The sequence below is a fragment of the Martinezella sp. CNPSo 3795 genome, assembly GCF_057784475.1.
In genome coordinates, this window is sequence record NZ_JBXSOQ010000006.1 from 66000 (window position 1) to 81593 (window position 15594).

12 protein-coding genes are annotated in these 15594 nt (G+C 58.8%); 8 read left to right on the forward strand and 4 right to left on the reverse strand.

Annotated features, from left to right (window positions below):
- The first annotated feature begins 91 nt into the window (after positions 1 to 91).
- Together AC13QY_RS18265 and AC13QY_RS18270 are read left to right on the forward strand one after the other, a co-directional pair.
- The gene (locus AC13QY_RS18265) at positions 92 to 2152 is read left to right on the forward strand and encodes a prolyl oligopeptidase family serine peptidase (RefSeq protein WP_152096027.1); all 2061 of its coding nucleotides are present in this window, start codon (positions 92 to 94) and stop codon (positions 2150 to 2152) included.
- 143 nt (positions 2153 to 2295) lie between these two features.
- A complete protein-coding gene (locus AC13QY_RS18270) occupies positions 2296 to 3405 on the forward strand; it encodes a TRAP transporter substrate-binding protein (RefSeq protein ID WP_069616205.1) in 1110 nt (369 codons plus the stop codon).
- Between the two features lie 95 nt (positions 3406 to 3500).
- Here the strand turns inward: AC13QY_RS18270 and AC13QY_RS18275 are convergent, their stop codons facing one another.
- Positions 3501 to 5267 carry a TRAP transporter large permease gene (locus AC13QY_RS18275; RefSeq protein ID WP_488493774.1) on the reverse strand — a complete coding sequence of 589 codons (1767 nt, stop codon included), beginning with the start codon at positions 5265 to 5267 and terminating at the stop codon, positions 3501 to 3503.
- Positions 5267 to 5842: a TRAP transporter small permease subunit gene (locus AC13QY_RS18280; RefSeq protein ID WP_145320542.1), complete on the reverse strand. Its 576-nt coding sequence runs from the start codon at positions 5840 to 5842 to the stop codon at positions 5267 to 5269. The genes AC13QY_RS18275 and AC13QY_RS18280 overlap by 1 nt, the downstream gene beginning before the upstream one ends.
- A 204-nt stretch (positions 5843 to 6046) precedes the next feature.
- Between AC13QY_RS18280 and AC13QY_RS18285 the strand changes: the two genes are divergently transcribed.
- Both AC13QY_RS18285 and AC13QY_RS18290 read left to right on the forward strand, forming a co-directional pair.
- Complete coding sequence (locus AC13QY_RS18285; RefSeq protein WP_488493775.1) at positions 6047 to 6970, forward strand: Gfo/Idh/MocA family protein; 924 nt, start codon at positions 6047 to 6049, stop codon at positions 6968 to 6970.
- 75 nt (positions 6971 to 7045) lie between these two features.
- Positions 7046 to 7591: a GrpB family protein gene (locus AC13QY_RS18290; protein ID WP_113351705.1), complete on the forward strand. Its 546-nt coding sequence runs from the start codon at positions 7046 to 7048 to the stop codon at positions 7589 to 7591.
- Between the two features lie 21 nt (positions 7592 to 7612).
- Here the strand turns inward: AC13QY_RS18290 and AC13QY_RS18295 are convergent, their stop codons facing one another.
- Complete coding sequence (locus AC13QY_RS18295; RefSeq protein ID WP_095434413.1) at positions 7613 to 8062, reverse strand: DNA polymerase III subunit chi; 450 nt, start codon at positions 8060 to 8062, stop codon at positions 7613 to 7615.
- A gap of 133 nt (positions 8063 to 8195) precedes the next feature.
- Complete coding sequence (locus tag AC13QY_RS18300; protein WP_488493776.1) at positions 8196 to 9692, reverse strand: leucyl aminopeptidase; 1497 nt, start codon at positions 9690 to 9692, stop codon at positions 8196 to 8198.
- Between the two features lie 202 nt (positions 9693 to 9894).
- On the opposite strand from AC13QY_RS18300, the gene AC13QY_RS18305 reads away from it, so the two are divergent.
- From AC13QY_RS18305 to AC13QY_RS18320, 4 genes are all read left to right on the forward strand, one after another.
- Positions 9895 to 10677, forward strand: a complete 783-nt coding sequence (locus AC13QY_RS18305; RefSeq protein WP_113351703.1) for a phosphatase PAP2 family protein — start codon at positions 9895 to 9897, stop codon at positions 10675 to 10677.
- 102 nt (positions 10678 to 10779) lie between these two features.
- Positions 10780 to 11958: an LPS export ABC transporter permease LptF gene (gene lptF, locus AC13QY_RS18310; protein WP_113329079.1), complete on the forward strand. Its 1179-nt coding sequence runs from the start codon at positions 10780 to 10782 to the stop codon at positions 11956 to 11958.
- Positions 11955 to 13040: an LPS export ABC transporter permease LptG gene (gene lptG / locus AC13QY_RS18315; RefSeq protein WP_113329080.1), complete on the forward strand. Its 1086-nt coding sequence runs from the start codon at positions 11955 to 11957 to the stop codon at positions 13038 to 13040. Before lptF ends, lptG begins: the two co-directional genes overlap by 4 nt.
- A complete protein-coding gene (locus tag AC13QY_RS18320; protein ID WP_488493777.1) occupies positions 13041 to 15434 on the forward strand; it encodes an LPS-assembly protein LptD in 2394 nt (797 codons plus the stop codon). It begins immediately after the preceding gene.
- Positions 15435 to 15594 lie beyond the last annotated feature (160 nt).

Here is a 15594-nt window from a genome sequence, read left to right on the forward strand (position 1 = left end):
GACCGATACGGGCGCGGAAGCATGGTTGCTTCAGCGCCCGTATTTTGGTTTGCTGAGGGCGACCACCACCAACAATGGAATGGCGAGCCCCATGCACCTTCACCTTGAACGCGACGACGACCCACAAACTCTGCAGTTCGTTGCAGAGAAGGATACCGAATCCGAGCGGCTGCTAATGACGCCGGAATTCGAGGCGGATCGCAACGCGATCAAGGAGATGATCGAACGCGAGGATCGGCTGATCGCCACGACCCGGCGCGGCAGCTGGCTGTTCGATTTTCATCGCAGCGCCGATCATCCGCTCGGTTGCTGGTATCGGCTGCCGGCCGATCTTACCCCTCTACCCGACGCTCCCTGGGAACCAATCTTCGATCTCGACGCCTTCTGCGCCGAGGAGGGCAGAAAATGGCTCTGGCGCGGTGCGCTCACCTGCCCCTGGGAGCCGACGCGCGTGCTGCTTTGCCTTTCCGATGGCGGCTCCGATCCCATTCGGATGCTCGAATTCGATTGCGAGACGAAGAGCATCGTCGAAGGCGGCTTCGACACGCCGGCCGTGCGCAGTCACGCGACCTGGCTCAGCCGCGACGAAATCGCCTATTTCGGCTCCATCGACCGCGAATCCTCGACGCGTTCCGGTTGGCCGCGTGTCGGCCGCCGCCTGAGGCGTGGTCAGGTGCCGTCCGATGCACCGGCACTCTATGCCGCCGATGACAGCGACATCTATGGCTCCTGTTCGGTCTTCGATCCGCAACTCGCCGGTCTGGCGACGGGAGATGCGGCTAGGCCGATCCGTATTTTTAGCGCAGGTCACGAAATCGGCAGCGCCAGCCATTTCATCGAGGATGGGGACGGTTCGCTGCGGCGGATCGACCTGCCGAAGGATGCCGAGTTCGGGTTCAACCACTCCCATCTGATCTGGCTTGCCAAGACAGACGAACGGATCCCGGCCGGCAGCCTGGCCCTGCAACCCCTGCCTCGAGAGCCCGGCAAGACCGGTATCGATGCAAGACGCATCCTGTTTTCGCCCAATGACCGACAATCGGTTTCGCAATTCCTTTTGATGCGCGAATGGTGCGTCTTCATCGTCTCGGACAATATGCAACCGCATCTCTTCGTTCTCGACCTGACGAGCGCCGATGCCGAAATCCGCGAAATCGCACTGCCTGATGATGTTCAGACGGTGTCGGTCGCCCCGCTCTATTCCGATCTGCATCTCGGTGACGACACGCTGCAGGTCTATGGCGCGGGCTTTCTGCAGCCGCCCTCCTCCTACCGGCTGGATCTTGGCGATCGCAAGGCCCCGCTTGAACTCAAGCACATTGCCAGTTCGCCGACCTATTTCGACAGCGAAGGCATGACGTCCCTCCTGCTGGAAGCTACCTCCGAGGACGGGACGAAGGTGCCCTATCATATCGTACTGCCGAAGGCCTGGACCAAGGGCGAACTGCCGGTGCTGCAATATGGCTACGGCGGCTTCGACGTCCCGCTCGGCCCATATTATTCCGGGGTCATCGGCCGCTGGCTGGAACAGGGTAACGCCTTTGTGACGGCCTATATTCGCGGCGGAGGCGAATTCGGGCCGAACTGGCATCGCGTCGCAAAAGGCCAGGGTCGCCACAGGGCATTCACGGACTTTGCCGCCGTCGCCCGCGACCTCGTCGCCCGCGGCTATACCAAGCCATCGCGCATAGCCGGCAATGGCGGCAGCAATGGAGGTTTGCTGACTGGCGTCATGGCGACACGCTATCCGCAGGATTTCGGCGCGATCTGGTGCCAGGTGCCTGTTCTGGATATGACCCGCTTCCATGTCTTCCCGGCCGGAAAAGCCTGGATCGACGAATATGGCGATCCCGACAATCCGGCTGATCGCGATTACCTGCTGAGCTATTCGCCGCTGCACAATGTCAAGCCTACCTCCGAGATCACGTATCCGTCGATCTACATCGAAAGCTCGAGCAATGACGACCGGGTTCATCCTTCGCATGCCCGGCGCTTCGCCGCCCAGCTGGAAGCGCTCGGCCATCATCCGCTGTTCCACGAATTCGGCTCGGGTGGCCATGGCGGCGACGGCGCATCAATCGAGCTCGCGACGCGCACGGCTCTGGGTTACAGTTTTTTGCGGGAGACGATCGTGAAGGGCAAAAGCCTTTAGATCACGCTTACGGCTCGCAGCAAAAATCAATGGTTGCACCAGCTTCCGATACGCTTGAAACGCGCCGAGCGGCATGATTAGCTGCGGCCGTGATTACGAAGAGCGGGCGAGTCCGCCCCGCTCGTATCCGGGGGGAGTAATAGATGGATCGTCGTTCATTTCTGCGGAAAGCCGGCGTCGCCGGCGCCGGGTCGGTGGCAGCGGCTGCAACACTTGCAGCACCGGCCATTGCGCAGAGCAATCCGAAAATCAACTGGCGCCTCACATCGTCGTTTCCGAAGTCGCTCGATACGATCTATGGCGGCGGTGAAGTGCTATCGAAATATGTTTCCGAGGCTACCGACGGCAATTTCAACATCCAGGTATTTGCAGCCGGCGAAATCGTGCCTGGCCTGCAGGCTGCAGACGCAACTTCGGCCGGAACCGTCGAAGCCTGTCATTCGGTCGCCTATTATTATTGGGGCAAGGATCCGGTCTGGGCCTTGGGAGCTGCCGTTCCTTTCGCGCTCAATGCCCGTGGCATGAATGCCTGGCAATATCACGGCGGCGGCATCGATCTCTTCAATGAATTCCTGGCGACGCAGGGGCTGATCGGCTTCCCGGCCGGCAATACCGGCGTGCAGATGGGCGGCTGGTTCCGCAAGGAAATCAACACGGTTGCCGATCTCAAGGGGCTGAAGATGCGTATCGGCGGCTTTGCCGGCAAGGTGGTCGAGCGCCTCGGCGTCGTGCCGCAGCAGCTCGCCGGCGGCGACATCTATCCGGCACTCGAGAAAGGCACGATCGATGCGGCCGAATGGGTCGGCCCCTATGACGACGAGAAGCTCGGCTTCTACAAGGTGGCACCCTATTACTACTATCCCGGCTGGTGGGAAGGTGGCCCGACGGTGCATGTCATGTTCAACAAGGCCGCCTATGAAGGCCTGCCGAAGGCTTATCAATCGCTGCTGCGCACGGCCGCGCAGGCGACCGACGCCAACATGCTGCAGAAATACGACTACCTGAACCCCGCCGCCATCAAGCGGGTCGTGGCCGAAGGGGCGAAGCTCAGGCCCTTCAGCACCGAGATCCTGAATGCCTGCTTCGACAAGGCCAACGAGGTCTATGCGGAAATGGAAGCCAACAACCCGACCTTCAAGAAGATCTGGGAATCGATCAAGGGCTTCCGCGGCCAGCACTATCTCTACACTCAGGTCGCCGAATACAGCTACGATGTCTACATGATGACGCTGCAGCGCTCCGGGAAGATTTGAGCGACCGGTAGGTTCAAAAGAGAAAACCCCGGAGCGATGCTCCGGGGTTTTTCGTTGCGTCAGATCGACAAGCAGGCCGATGCAGACCGTATGTCTCAATTAAAAGACGGCGGCTGGCTGAGATCGTTGGCCGGCGGGTTTGACGCGCCGCCGCCCTTATCGGCTGGCTTGCTGTCAAGCGGATTGCCGCCTGGAAGCTGCAGGCCCGGCAGGCCGAGGCCGCCGCCATTATCCTGGCCGGGTGCGCCGAAGCCGGGGACCTCGATCTTGATCGTGTTGGGATCGACGCCGGTGCCGGCTCCCTTGTAGTGCATGACCATCTGCGGGAACATGATCGTCAACGCCACCATCAGGACCTGGATGCCGACGAAGGGCACGGATCCCCAGTAGATCTGCCCGGTCGTGACGGGCGCGATCTGCTTGCCGGTCACCCTGTCGAGATAGGGCACGCGCGCGGCCACCGAGCGGAGATAGAACAGCGCGAAGCCGAAGGGCGGATGCATGAAGCTCGTCTGCATGTTGACGCCGAGCAGCACGCCAAACCAGATGAGATCGATGCCGAGCTTTTCGGCAGCAGGTGCCAACAACGGTACGATGATGAAGGCAAGCTCGAAGAAATCGAGAAAGAAGGCCAGCACGAAGACAAGGATGTTGACGGCAATCAGGAAGCCGACCTCCCCGCCGGGCAGCGATACCAGCAGATGCTCGACCCAGACATGGCCATTGACGCCATAGAAGGTCAGCGAAAAGACGCGCGAGCCGATGAGGATGAACAGCACGAAGGCCGAAAGCCGGGTGGTCGAGGTCAGTGCCGAACGGATGACCTCCATGTTCAGCCGGCCTTTCGCAGCGGCCATTATGAGCGCGCCCACTGCCCCCATTGCGCCGCCTTCCGTCGGCGTCGCGATGCCGAGAAAGATCGTGCCAAGCACGAGGAAGATCAGCGCCAGCGGTGGAATGAGGACGATGATGACCTGCTGGGCCAGCCGCGACATCACGTTGAGCTTCATCCCCTTATCGAGCACGGCGATCGCGTAGATGAAGGCGACGCCAACCGTTGCACCGAGAATATCGGCGTTTTCGCCATAGGCGGGCGTCAGGTAAACGTGTGCGGCATAGGCCACGCCTGCGCATATCAACAATGCGATCAGCAGGGACGTGACGCCGGAGCCAAGCGAGCGAGCCTCCTTCGGCAATGCCGGCATGGAGTTCGGCTTCACGATCGACATGATCAATACATAGAGCATGTAGAGACCGGTCAGCACCAGGCCGGGAATCAGGGCGCCGGCATACATGTCACCGACCGAACGGCCGAGCTGGTCGGCAAGCACGATCAGGACGAGCGACGGCGGAATGATCTGCGCCAGCGTGCCGGAAGCGGCGATGACGCCGGAGGCGACCCGCCGGTCATAGCCATAGCGCAACATGATCGGTAGCGAGATCAGACCCATGGCAATGACCGAAGCGGCAACGACGCCGGTGGTGGCCGCCAGCAGCGCTCCGACGAAAATCACCGCATAGGCAAGCCCCCCGCGGATCGGCCCGAACAGCTGGCCGATCGTGTCGAGCAGGTCTTCGGCCATGCCGGATCGCTCCAGCACGATGCCCATGAAGGTGAAGAACGGGATCGCCAGCAGCGTGTCGTTCGACATCACCCCCCAGAATCGATCCGGCAACGCGTTGAGAAGCGGCCATGAGAGATTGATGGTCCCGCCCGAATAGGGTGCGAGCTCGACACCGATCCAGAAGAACAGAAGTCCGTTCGCAGCAAGCGCGAAGGCGACGGGATAGCCCAGAAGCAGGAAAATGATCAGCGAGGCGAACATGATCGGCGCCATGTTCACGGCAATGAATTCGAGCATCAGCGCGCCTCCCCGGTCGGGGTTTCGACATCGAGCGGCGCATGCGTCGGCACATAGGGAGTCGGATCATCCATATCGCCGCGCATGACGGCGATCTTCTTGATGATTTCGGAGATCCCCTGCAGCGCCAGCAGAAAGAAGCCCGCCAGCAACAAGGCCTTGCCCGGCCAGATGATCAGGCCGCCGGCACTCGAGGAAACTTCCCCTGATAGGAAGGAGATGCGGACATAGGGCACGAGATCGTAGACCATCAGCAGCACGAAAGGCATCAGGAACAGGCAGTGGCCGATGAGATCGATCCAGTGCTGCACGCGGCGCGGCAGGGAGCCGTAGATGATATCGATGCGGATATGCTCGTTCTGGCGCAGCGTATAGGCGGCGGCGAGCATGAAGGCGGCGCCGAACAGATACCATTGCGCTTCCAGCCAGGCATTGGACGATGTGTTGAAGACCTTGCGGACAACGGCATTTCCGGCGCTGACCAAGACAGCGACCAGAATAAGCCATGAGACTGATTTTCCGATGATCTCAGTCACATAGTCGACGATTCGGCTGAAGCCGAGCAATGTTTTCATGATTTCCCCCCGCAGCGATTCTTCCCGGATCTTTTGGCTGCGCAGAGGAAGAGTGCCGATTTCAGGCTGTGAATCAAGAGCCGGCACCCGTTTTCCAAGCATCAAGATTGGACCTGACGGCTGCATTTGCGATTTGCCGCCCTTGCCCGCATGCGGCATTCTGATAAAGATCGCATCAATAATCATACTAATCGAGAGACACCCATGTCCCCCATCAACCTCGCTATCGTCGGTGTCGGCAAAATTGTCCGCGACCAGCATCTTCCGTCCATCGCGAACAATGCGGATTTCAAACTGATCGCTACGGCAAGCCGTCATGGCACTGTCGAAGGGATCCCGGCCTTCACGACCATCGAAACCATGCTCGATGCCGTACCGGAGATCGACGCCGTTTCTCTCTGCATGCCGCCGCAATACCGCTATGAAGCCGCATACAAGGCGCTTTCGGCCGGCAAGCATGTTTTCCTGGAGAAGCCGCCGGGCGCGACGCTCAGCGAAGTGGCCGATCTCGAGGACCTGGCAAAAGGTAAGGGCGTCTCGCTTTTTGCAAGCTGGCATTCGCGCTATGCGCCGGCCGTGGAGGCTGCAAAGAGCTTCCTCGCCAGCACCAATATCCGCAGCGCTCATGTGATCTGGAAGGAAGATGTCCGTCACTGGCATCCGAACCAGGAATGGATCTGGCAGGCTGGCGGTCTCGGTGTCTTCGATCCCGGCATCAATGCGCTGTCGATCGTCACCCACATTCTGCCGCCGCTCTTCCTGACCGGCGCGACGCTCGAATTCCCGGAAAACCGTGATTCGCCGATCGCGGCCGACCTGCACTTCAAGAGCGGAACCGGCCTCCCCGTCCACGCCGAATTCGACTGGCGCCAGACCGGCAAGCAGAGCTGGGATATCGTCGCCGAAACGGACGCCGGCCAAATGCTTCTTGCCGAAGGCGGTTCCAAGCTTTCCGTCAATGGCGAGCTGAAATTCTCGGCGCCCGAGGCAGAATATCCCTCGCTCTATCGCCGCTTTGCCGAGATCGTCAAAGCCAGTACATCCGACGTCGACGTTTCGCCGCTGCGCCACGTCGCCGATGCCTTCATGCTCGGCAAGCGCAAATTCGTTGAAGCATTTTACGATTGATGAGGCTTTCCCGGTGAAGACAATGCCGCCCGCGGCGTGCTAGCGTGGCGCATCGTCTTCACTGGAGAGATGCCTATGGCATCGGAGCATGAACAATCTTTTGGCCTCGGCGTCGGCAACAAGTCCGTCAAGCTCGCCGACCCGAACCAGAGCTGGCACGAAGCCTATTTGCTGGAGGAAGCTGCCATTCGCAAGGCTCTCGGCGACCTTGCCGTCGATGTCCAGCATTTCGGCAGCACGTCGATCCCAACGATAAAAGCCAAGCCGATCATCGATATTGCCGTCGGCGTGCGGCGCTTCGAGGATGGGCTTGCCTGTGTCGAGCCGATGGCCTCCATCGGCTACGTCTATGCCGGCAGCAATATCGTCCCGGACGACCATATTTTCGGCCGAGACATAGAAGGGGATACCCGCACGCATCTCGTGCATGTGGTCGAATATAATGGCCCGACCTGGCGCAACTTCCTCATCTTTCGCGACCGGTTGCGCAGAGAACCGGATCTGGCGCATGCCTACGAAGCGCTGAAGATCGAGCTTGCGGCAAAATATGCCAATGATCGCGCATCCTATACGGCAGCGAAGAAGGATTTCATTCAGAAGATCCTGTCGGAAGGCGCGTAGCTCTTCACGAGCGGAAAAAGGTCAGGCCTTCTTCTCCCACCGGCCGTCCTGCGTCTGCTGCCAATAGGTAAGGTTATGCCCCTCGCCTTTCAGGCGTTTCCATTGGGCCCGCGCGCTTTCCAACTGTTCCTGATCGTAGCCGTCGAACATCAGCACGACGCGCTGATAGGCTCCGACATCCGTCACCTCAGCGCCGTCGATGAAGAAACGTACGGTGGCATCATTTATATTATCAGGCGAAATCGTCAGCAGCACGGGCTGGCGACTTGCCATCTCATCTTCATCGGTGCCATGCGGCAGAAAGCTGTCCTCCCGATAGGTCCAGAGATGGCTATCAAGGAGATCGCGCCTGGCCGGCTCGCGCATCTGCACAGCGACCTGCCAGCCGCGTTCGACACTCTTGTCGATCAGCGGCGGCAGGGCGTCTTCAAGCTTCGATTCCGTCAGATGATAGAAGAGAACGTCGGTCATGACGCCTCTTCTAAAGCAATTCCAGGAAAAGTGCGAAGCGGTTTTCCGTTCGTAATTGCGTCGGAAAAAAGGATAGAGCGTTTTCGCGATTCGAAGAAAAGCGGAAAGGCTCTATCTCACAAAATCCGGCTAGTCACGATTCGTAATTGGAACGGACCAGCTGATCGAGCAGGCGCACGCCGAAGCCCGAACCCCAGGACTGATTGATCTCGTCCTGAACCGAGCCCATCGCCGTGCCGGCGATATCGAGATGCGCCCAGGGCGTGTCGCCGACGAAGCGCTTGAGAAACTGGGCAGCGGTGATCGAACCCGCATGGCGTCCGCCGGTATTCTTCATATCGGCGAATTTGCTGTCGATCATCTTGTCATAGTCCTTGCCGAGCGGCATGCGCCAAAGGCGCTCGTCGGTCACAAGTCCCGCCGCCGTCAGCTCGCCCGCCAGCTTGTCGTCATTGCAAAATAGGCCGGCCTGCAGATTGCCGAGCGCGACAAGGATCGCACCGGTCAAGGTCGCCAGGTTGATCATGAACTGCGGCTTGAAACGGTCGTTCGTGTACCAGAGCGCATCGCAGAGAACGAGCCGCCCCTCGGCATCCGTGTTGATGATCTCGATCGTCTGGCCGGACATGGAGGTGACGATATCGCCCGGGCGCTGCGCATTGCCATCGGGCATGTTTTCCACAAGACCGATGACGCCGATGGCGTTGACCTTGGCTTCGCGTGCAGCAAGCGTATGCATGAGGCCGGTAACGGCCGCAGCCCCTCCCATGTCCCCCTTCATCTCCTCCATGCCGGCAGCCGGCTTGATGGAGATACCGCCGGTGTCGAAGACGACGCCCTTGCCGATGAAGGCAACCGGCTTGTCTTTCGCCTTGCCGCCCTTCCATTGCATGACCACCAGCCGCGGCGGCCGGGCCGACCCTTGCGCGACGCCCAGCAGGGCCGCCATGCCGAGCCGGCGCATCTCACGCTCCGTCAAGATTTCGATCTCGACGCCAAGCTTCTCCAATTCCTTGGCCTTGGCCGCAAACTCGACGGGACCGAGAACATTCGGCGGCTCGTTGACGAGATCACGCGCGAGAATCACGCCGCCGGCTACGGCTTCGGAGGTCGCATAGAGCTTCTTGGCCGCAGCCGCTTCCTGGGTAACGATCGTCACCTTCACCGCCTTGCGGGAGGCCCCCTTCTCGTCCTCATCGCCCTTCTTCGTCTTGTAGCTATCGAAGCTGTAGGCACGCAGAAGCATGCCCAGGGCAAAATCGGCCGCTTCCTTTGGTCCGACTTCGACGCTGGGTGCATCGAGGAAAATCGCGACCTTCTCCGTGTTGCGGATTTTTGCAGCGGCGGTGCCGCCAAGCTTCAGCCAGTCGTGCGCGGTCAGGTCCTTGGCCTTGCCGGCACCGATGACGATGATCCGGTCGACGGGCGAGGCCTCGGGCGCGATGATATCCAGACTGCTCAACGCCTTGCTCTTGAAGCCGAATACCGGCGCCGCCTTGGCGAAAACATTCGCCGGATCGGCGCTTTCGGCACCAGCCGGCAGCGCACTGTCCGTTCCTTTCAGGAGAATAGCCAGACCGCGGCTGAGACGAGCTGACTTGGCGAAGGAAATCTCGAATTTCACAGACATTTCTGCTCCGATAATATGCGTCGTAGTGAGAGAACTTTGCACAACCATCATTCAAGGTCTGGCTAAGGAATACAAGCGTTTGGCAAAGCATTCCTTATATATGGCTGTTGGCGGCTTCAAATCCCTGTCATTTAGCGAGGCTAGACTATACGCGATGGTGTTTTAGCCGCCTCGGCGGCACAATTCTTGTCGGAAAGCCGCCTTGATCATAGATTTCAACAGCCTCAATCGCGAAGATCGCTTTCCAGAGATTCTACGGCCGCGCACGGCAGGTGATGCCTTCATCGCTCTCTTCTGTCTCTGGTGGGCTTTGCTGGGACTGTTTTCACTTTTCCCACAAATCGATCTCGGCGTCGCGACCATGTTCTTCCAACCGCAGCAATGCCTCGGAAGCACCAAGCCCGATCAGATCTGCGGCATTTTCCCTTATAGCGGCGATCAGCACATGCGCCTGCTGAGGGAAATATTCTTTCAGCTACCCTACGTCGTCGCCTTCGTGCTGCTCTGGATGCTTCTCAGGTGCTGGCAGGATCACGGCGCAACCTTCAACGCGCTGAGAGCCCGCAATCTCAAGGTTGCGCTCGGCTCCCTGCTCCTGGGGCCGGTGCTGATCGTCAATCTGTGGCTGAAAGCCTTCTCCGGGCGCCCGCGCCCACGACAGACCGATCTCTTCGGCGGCACGCTCGACTTCGTGCATGCCGGATCCTTCGCCGGCAAATGTGTCAGCAACTGTTCCTTCATCTCGGGCGAAGCGGCAGCGGCAGGCTGGCTGTTCTGTCTGATCCTCATCATTCCGCAGCCGTTCCGATCGGCGGCCGCCCTGCCGATCGCGGCAGTTTCGCTGCTGATTCCGGCACTTAGAATAGCCTTTGGCGGACACTATCTTTCCGATGCCGTCCTCGGCTGGCTTTCCTCGCTTGTCATATTCGCCGCGCTGCTCGCTTTATCCGAAACGACACACGACAGAAGAATCTCGGAAAATTAACGAATTTTTTTCGAGTTGGTTGTCGCCAAAAAAACGTAAACAGCGTAGAGGAGGGTGAATCTCTGTCGGCTCGTTCGGCAGCTGTTGCGTTTAAGGGCCGGCATGAAGTTATTCGAGACATATATCGTACGGCGTGTCGGTATGATGTTCCTGGTAGCGCTGCTGCCAGTGCTCGCCATTATTTGGACCACCCAGGTCCTGCAACGCATCAATCTCGTGACCGATAGCGGCCAGTCGATGGGCTCGTTTGCGAAGCTCGCGACACTCATTCTGCCGACGATCATCCCGATCGTTCTGCCTTTCGCATTGGTCATCGGCATCACGCAGACCTTGACGGCGATGAACAGCGATTCCGAGCTGACCGTCATGGAAGCTGCCGGCGCGAAGCGCAGCATCATCATCCGCCCGATCATGATTCTCGCCATTGCGATTAGCGTCTTCTCCTTTTTCGTGGACAATGTCGTCGAGCCGAGAGCGCGTGTCGCCGCCCGCCAGATGGTGGCCGAAGCCTATGCTGATCTTCTGTCCACCGTGATCGAAGAGAAGAACTTCCGGCGCATCGAGGATGGGCTCTATGTGCAGATCTCGCAGCGCCTTTCGGGACGAATCCTGAAGGGGCTGTTCGTCGTCGATTCCCGCGACCCAGCCTTTGACCTCATCTATTATGCCAAGGAAGGCGCCGTCGATCCGAGCGGTACGTCGCTGCTGATGAAGGATGGCGAGGTGCACCGCAAAACGCCCGATGGCAGCGTCTCGGTCATCAAGTTCGATTCCTACTCCTTCGACTTGTCGGATATGACGCAAAGCCGCGGCCAGGCAAATGCGCGTGCCAGCGACCGCAGCCTCGGCTTCCTGTTCAATCCGGATACGAACGATCCGGACTACAAGCAAAGACCTGGCGATTACCGCGCGGAATTGCATCGCCGCCTCAACGACTGGGCGCTGCCGGCAATCTTTGCGCTGATATCGCTTGTTATTGCCGGTGATGCGCGATCACATCGCGAGGCGCGGCTACATCCGATGGTATCGGCGCTGACTCTATCCTTCGCGTTGCGCTGGGCGGATTTCTACGCTGCCAACCAGATCGACCATTCAGCCAAATTCATCGGCGTTCTCTACGCAATCAATATCATCGCGGCGCTTATCGCGATCATCCTCTTGCTGCGGAACCGGAAGATGACGATGCCCGTCTCGATCCGCAACCGCCTCAGCAACTGGCGGCAAAGAGTTCAGGACCGCATGCCGACCGCACCAGGCAGCTCGAACGGGGGCGGTGCATGATTTTCGGCACGCTCGGGCGCTACTTCTTCACGCGTTACATCGTGACGACGTTCTGGTTCTTCCTCGGCGTCCTCTCGATCGTTTATCTCGTCGATTTCAGCGAGACCGCTGGGCGGCTTGCCGGCCTGCCCGGATATACCGTCTCCATCGGCTTGCTGATGACGGCGGTCAGACTGCCATTCATCCTGCAGCAGACGGTGCCGTTCATCGCGCTCTTCGTGGGCATGACGGTACTGATCGCCCTCAATCGCCGCCGCGAGCTGGTTATCGCACGCGCTGCCGGCATTTCCGTCTGGCAGTTCATGACGCCCTTTCTGATGGGGGCTTTCTGCGTCGGGCTTCTGACCATGCTTGCCCTCAATCCAGTAGCAGCATGGGGCCAGCGACATGCCGAAGCGATCGAAGCCGATCTGCGCGGCGACCCGTCCTATCGCAATACACTTTCGATTCCGTGGCTGCGCCAGTCCAACGGAAAAGACGACACGATCATTGGTGCAAAGGCCATTCTGAATAACGGAACGACCCTGACGGGCGTCGTGTTTATCCACTTCGATTCACAGGGAAATATCGTCCTGCGACAGGATGCGGACTCGGCAAAGTTGGAAGATGGTTACTGGCTTCTTAACAATGTTGTCGAACGGCGGCCGGGCGAAATTCCGGATCACAAAAATTCGATACAGGTCCGTACGAATCTGAAACAGGATTTCGTCTCGCAACGTTTGGCGCAACCGGAAACCATTGCTTTTTATGATCTTTCTAATCGAATAAAGGTCGCACGCTCCTTCGGCATCTCGACCAACGCACTTGAGACACAGTTTCATTCGCTGCTGTCACAGCCATTCCTTCTCGTGGCAATGACTCTGATTGCGGCAACCGTGTCCCTAAAATTCAGTAGATTCAATCAATCGCGCTCTGTGATTCTGGGTGGAATCCTCTCCGGCTTCGTGCTTTATGTTGTCACCGTGCTTGTAAAGGCATTCGGGAGCAGCGGAGTGGTTCCTCCCTACGTGGCGGCATGGATACCCGTGATCGTCGCATTGGCATTCGGGGCAACGATCCTGCTTCATCAGGAGGACGGCTAAGTGGCGGCAGGCAACCGCAAGAGTATCAGAAAGTATGTGGCTGCCCTCGTTACGGGCACGGCCGCGTGTGCATATATTTTGAGTCCGGTCGTCGCTTACGCCCAGGCCAATAATAATAATGCCAACACCAACAATGGCGGCTCCGGCGCTGCGACCTCCCCTCTCAAGGTGAAGGTGCCGGAAGGCTCTAAGCTAGTCCTTTCGTCCAACGAATTGGTCTATAACAAGGATACGCAGATCGTCACGGCGACGGGTGCGGTCCAGATCAACTATGGCGGCTATAGAATGGTCGCCCAGAAGGTTGAATATAATCAGAAATCCGGGCGGATGACGGCTCTCGGCAATGTCGAGCTGATCACCCCGGACGGCAATCGCATGTACGGTGACAAAATGGACGTCACCGACAGCTTCTCCGACGGTTTCGTCAACGCTCTGCGCATCGAAATGCCCGACAACACCCGTATGGTCGCCGAAAAGGGCGAGCGGGTCGGCGGCAATCAGCTGATTCTCACAAAAGGCGTCTATACCGCTTGCATGGCCTGTTCCGAGCAAGGCCGCGCGCCACTGTGGCAGGTCAAGGCACAGCGTGTCGTCCAGAACGGCGTGACACACACGATTCGTCTCGAGCACGCCCGTTTCGAGTTGTTCGGACAGCCGATCGCCTATGTTCCGTGGGTCACGGTTCCCGACAATACGGTCAAGCGCAAGTCCGGCTTCCTGTTTCCGTCGGTGACTGTCTCCCAGCGTCTCGGCGTCGGTGTAACGGTTCCTTATTATTACGTCATCTCGCCGAGCATGGATGCGACGGTCACCGCAACGGGCTACAGCAATCAGGGTCTGCTGCTCCAGGGTGAATTCCGCCAGCGCTTCGAGAACGGTACTCACACCCTGCGTGTTGCCGGCATCAGCCAGATGAATCCGGACGCCTTCACGGCCGGTACGACCGATGCCGAGCACAAAACACGCGGCATGATCAGCTCCAAGGCAGATTTCAGGATCAATCCTCGCTGGACTTTCGGCTGGGATGTCATGGCGCAGAGCGATAATAACTTCTCGCGCACCTATGGCCTGGATGGTCTCAACCAGAGCACCCATACGAACCAAGCCTATCTGACCGGCATCGGAAAGCGCAATTTCTTCGATATGCGCGCCTTCTACTATAACGTGCAGGACACAGACGATAACGCCACGGCGCAGAAGCAGCAGGCATATGTCTATCCGAGCGTCGATTATCACTATGTCGATCCGAACTCGGTTTACGGAGGCGAGCTGTCGGCAACGATGAATTTCACGCATCTGTCGCGTGATAAGACGTCTGTGCTCGATAATGTCGCAAATCTCGGCGACGCCAGTCTGAATGACCGCTACCTCGGTCTTTCCGGAGATTATACGCGTCTGAGCACCGAGCTGCAGTGGCAGCGTACCTTCACCACGGATCAGGGTCTGGTTTTGACGCCGCTGGCAGCACTTCGCGGCGACGTCTACGGCCTGGACATGAACGGGCCGGCGGCCAACACCTACTCCGGCAATTATGACAACAGCGACTATGCCGCGCGCGGCATGGCGACCCTGGGTCTCGAAGCCAAGTATCCGTTCCTCATTACGACAAGCAATAGCACCCACGTGTTCGAACCGATCGCACAGATCTATGTGCGCCCGGACGAGCAACTTGCCGGACGGCTGCCGAATGAAGACGCGCAGAGCTTTGTCTTCGATGCGACCAACCTGTTTGATCGTGACAAGTTCTCGGGCTTCGACCGCATTGAAGGCGGCACGCGTGCCAATGTCGGGTGGCGCTACACCGCCAGCTTCGACAGCGGTTACAAACTGCAGCATATTTTCGGACAGTCCTATCAGCTCGCGGGACGCAACTCCTTTGCGACCGACGATCTGGTCGGTGCAGGTTCGGATTCGGGACTTGAAACCACCCGTTCTGACTATGTCACCATGTTCGGCTTGACGACGCCGCAGGGCATTTCGCTGTCGCAGTCCTACCGCTTCGACGAGAAGGATTTCGCCTTCCGTCGCGGGGATACGGCAGTCGGCTTCTCGAACGATGTGTTCCAGACATCCTTGATCTACACGCATATTGCGGCCCAGCCGCAATATGGTTTCACCAGCAATCAGGACGAAATCCAGTCGCGCGCGCAGATCAAGTTCAAGGAATACTGGTCTGTCTTCGGCACGGTCAGCTATGATCTCAACAGCAATGAGATCACTCGCCAGGGCGTCGGTCTTTCCTATGAGGACGAATGCACGATCTTCACCGTGTCATTCCTCGACAAGAAGGATTCGACAGCCAGCTCGGCCACCAATTGGTCGATCGGCGCTCGCCTGACCTTCCGTACGCTTGGCGACGTCAACCTCGGCAGCGTTCAGGACGCAACATTCTGATCTGAATCGAAACTGCAGAGAGCCGGCTTCATCGCCGGCTCTTTTGCATGGATGCGGTTGACCGCTGCCTACCGCGCAATTCCTTAAATCTGGATCGATTTAAGGAATTGCGCGGCAGATTTAAAATACTACAGCGACCTTTGCGCGTCACATATGACGC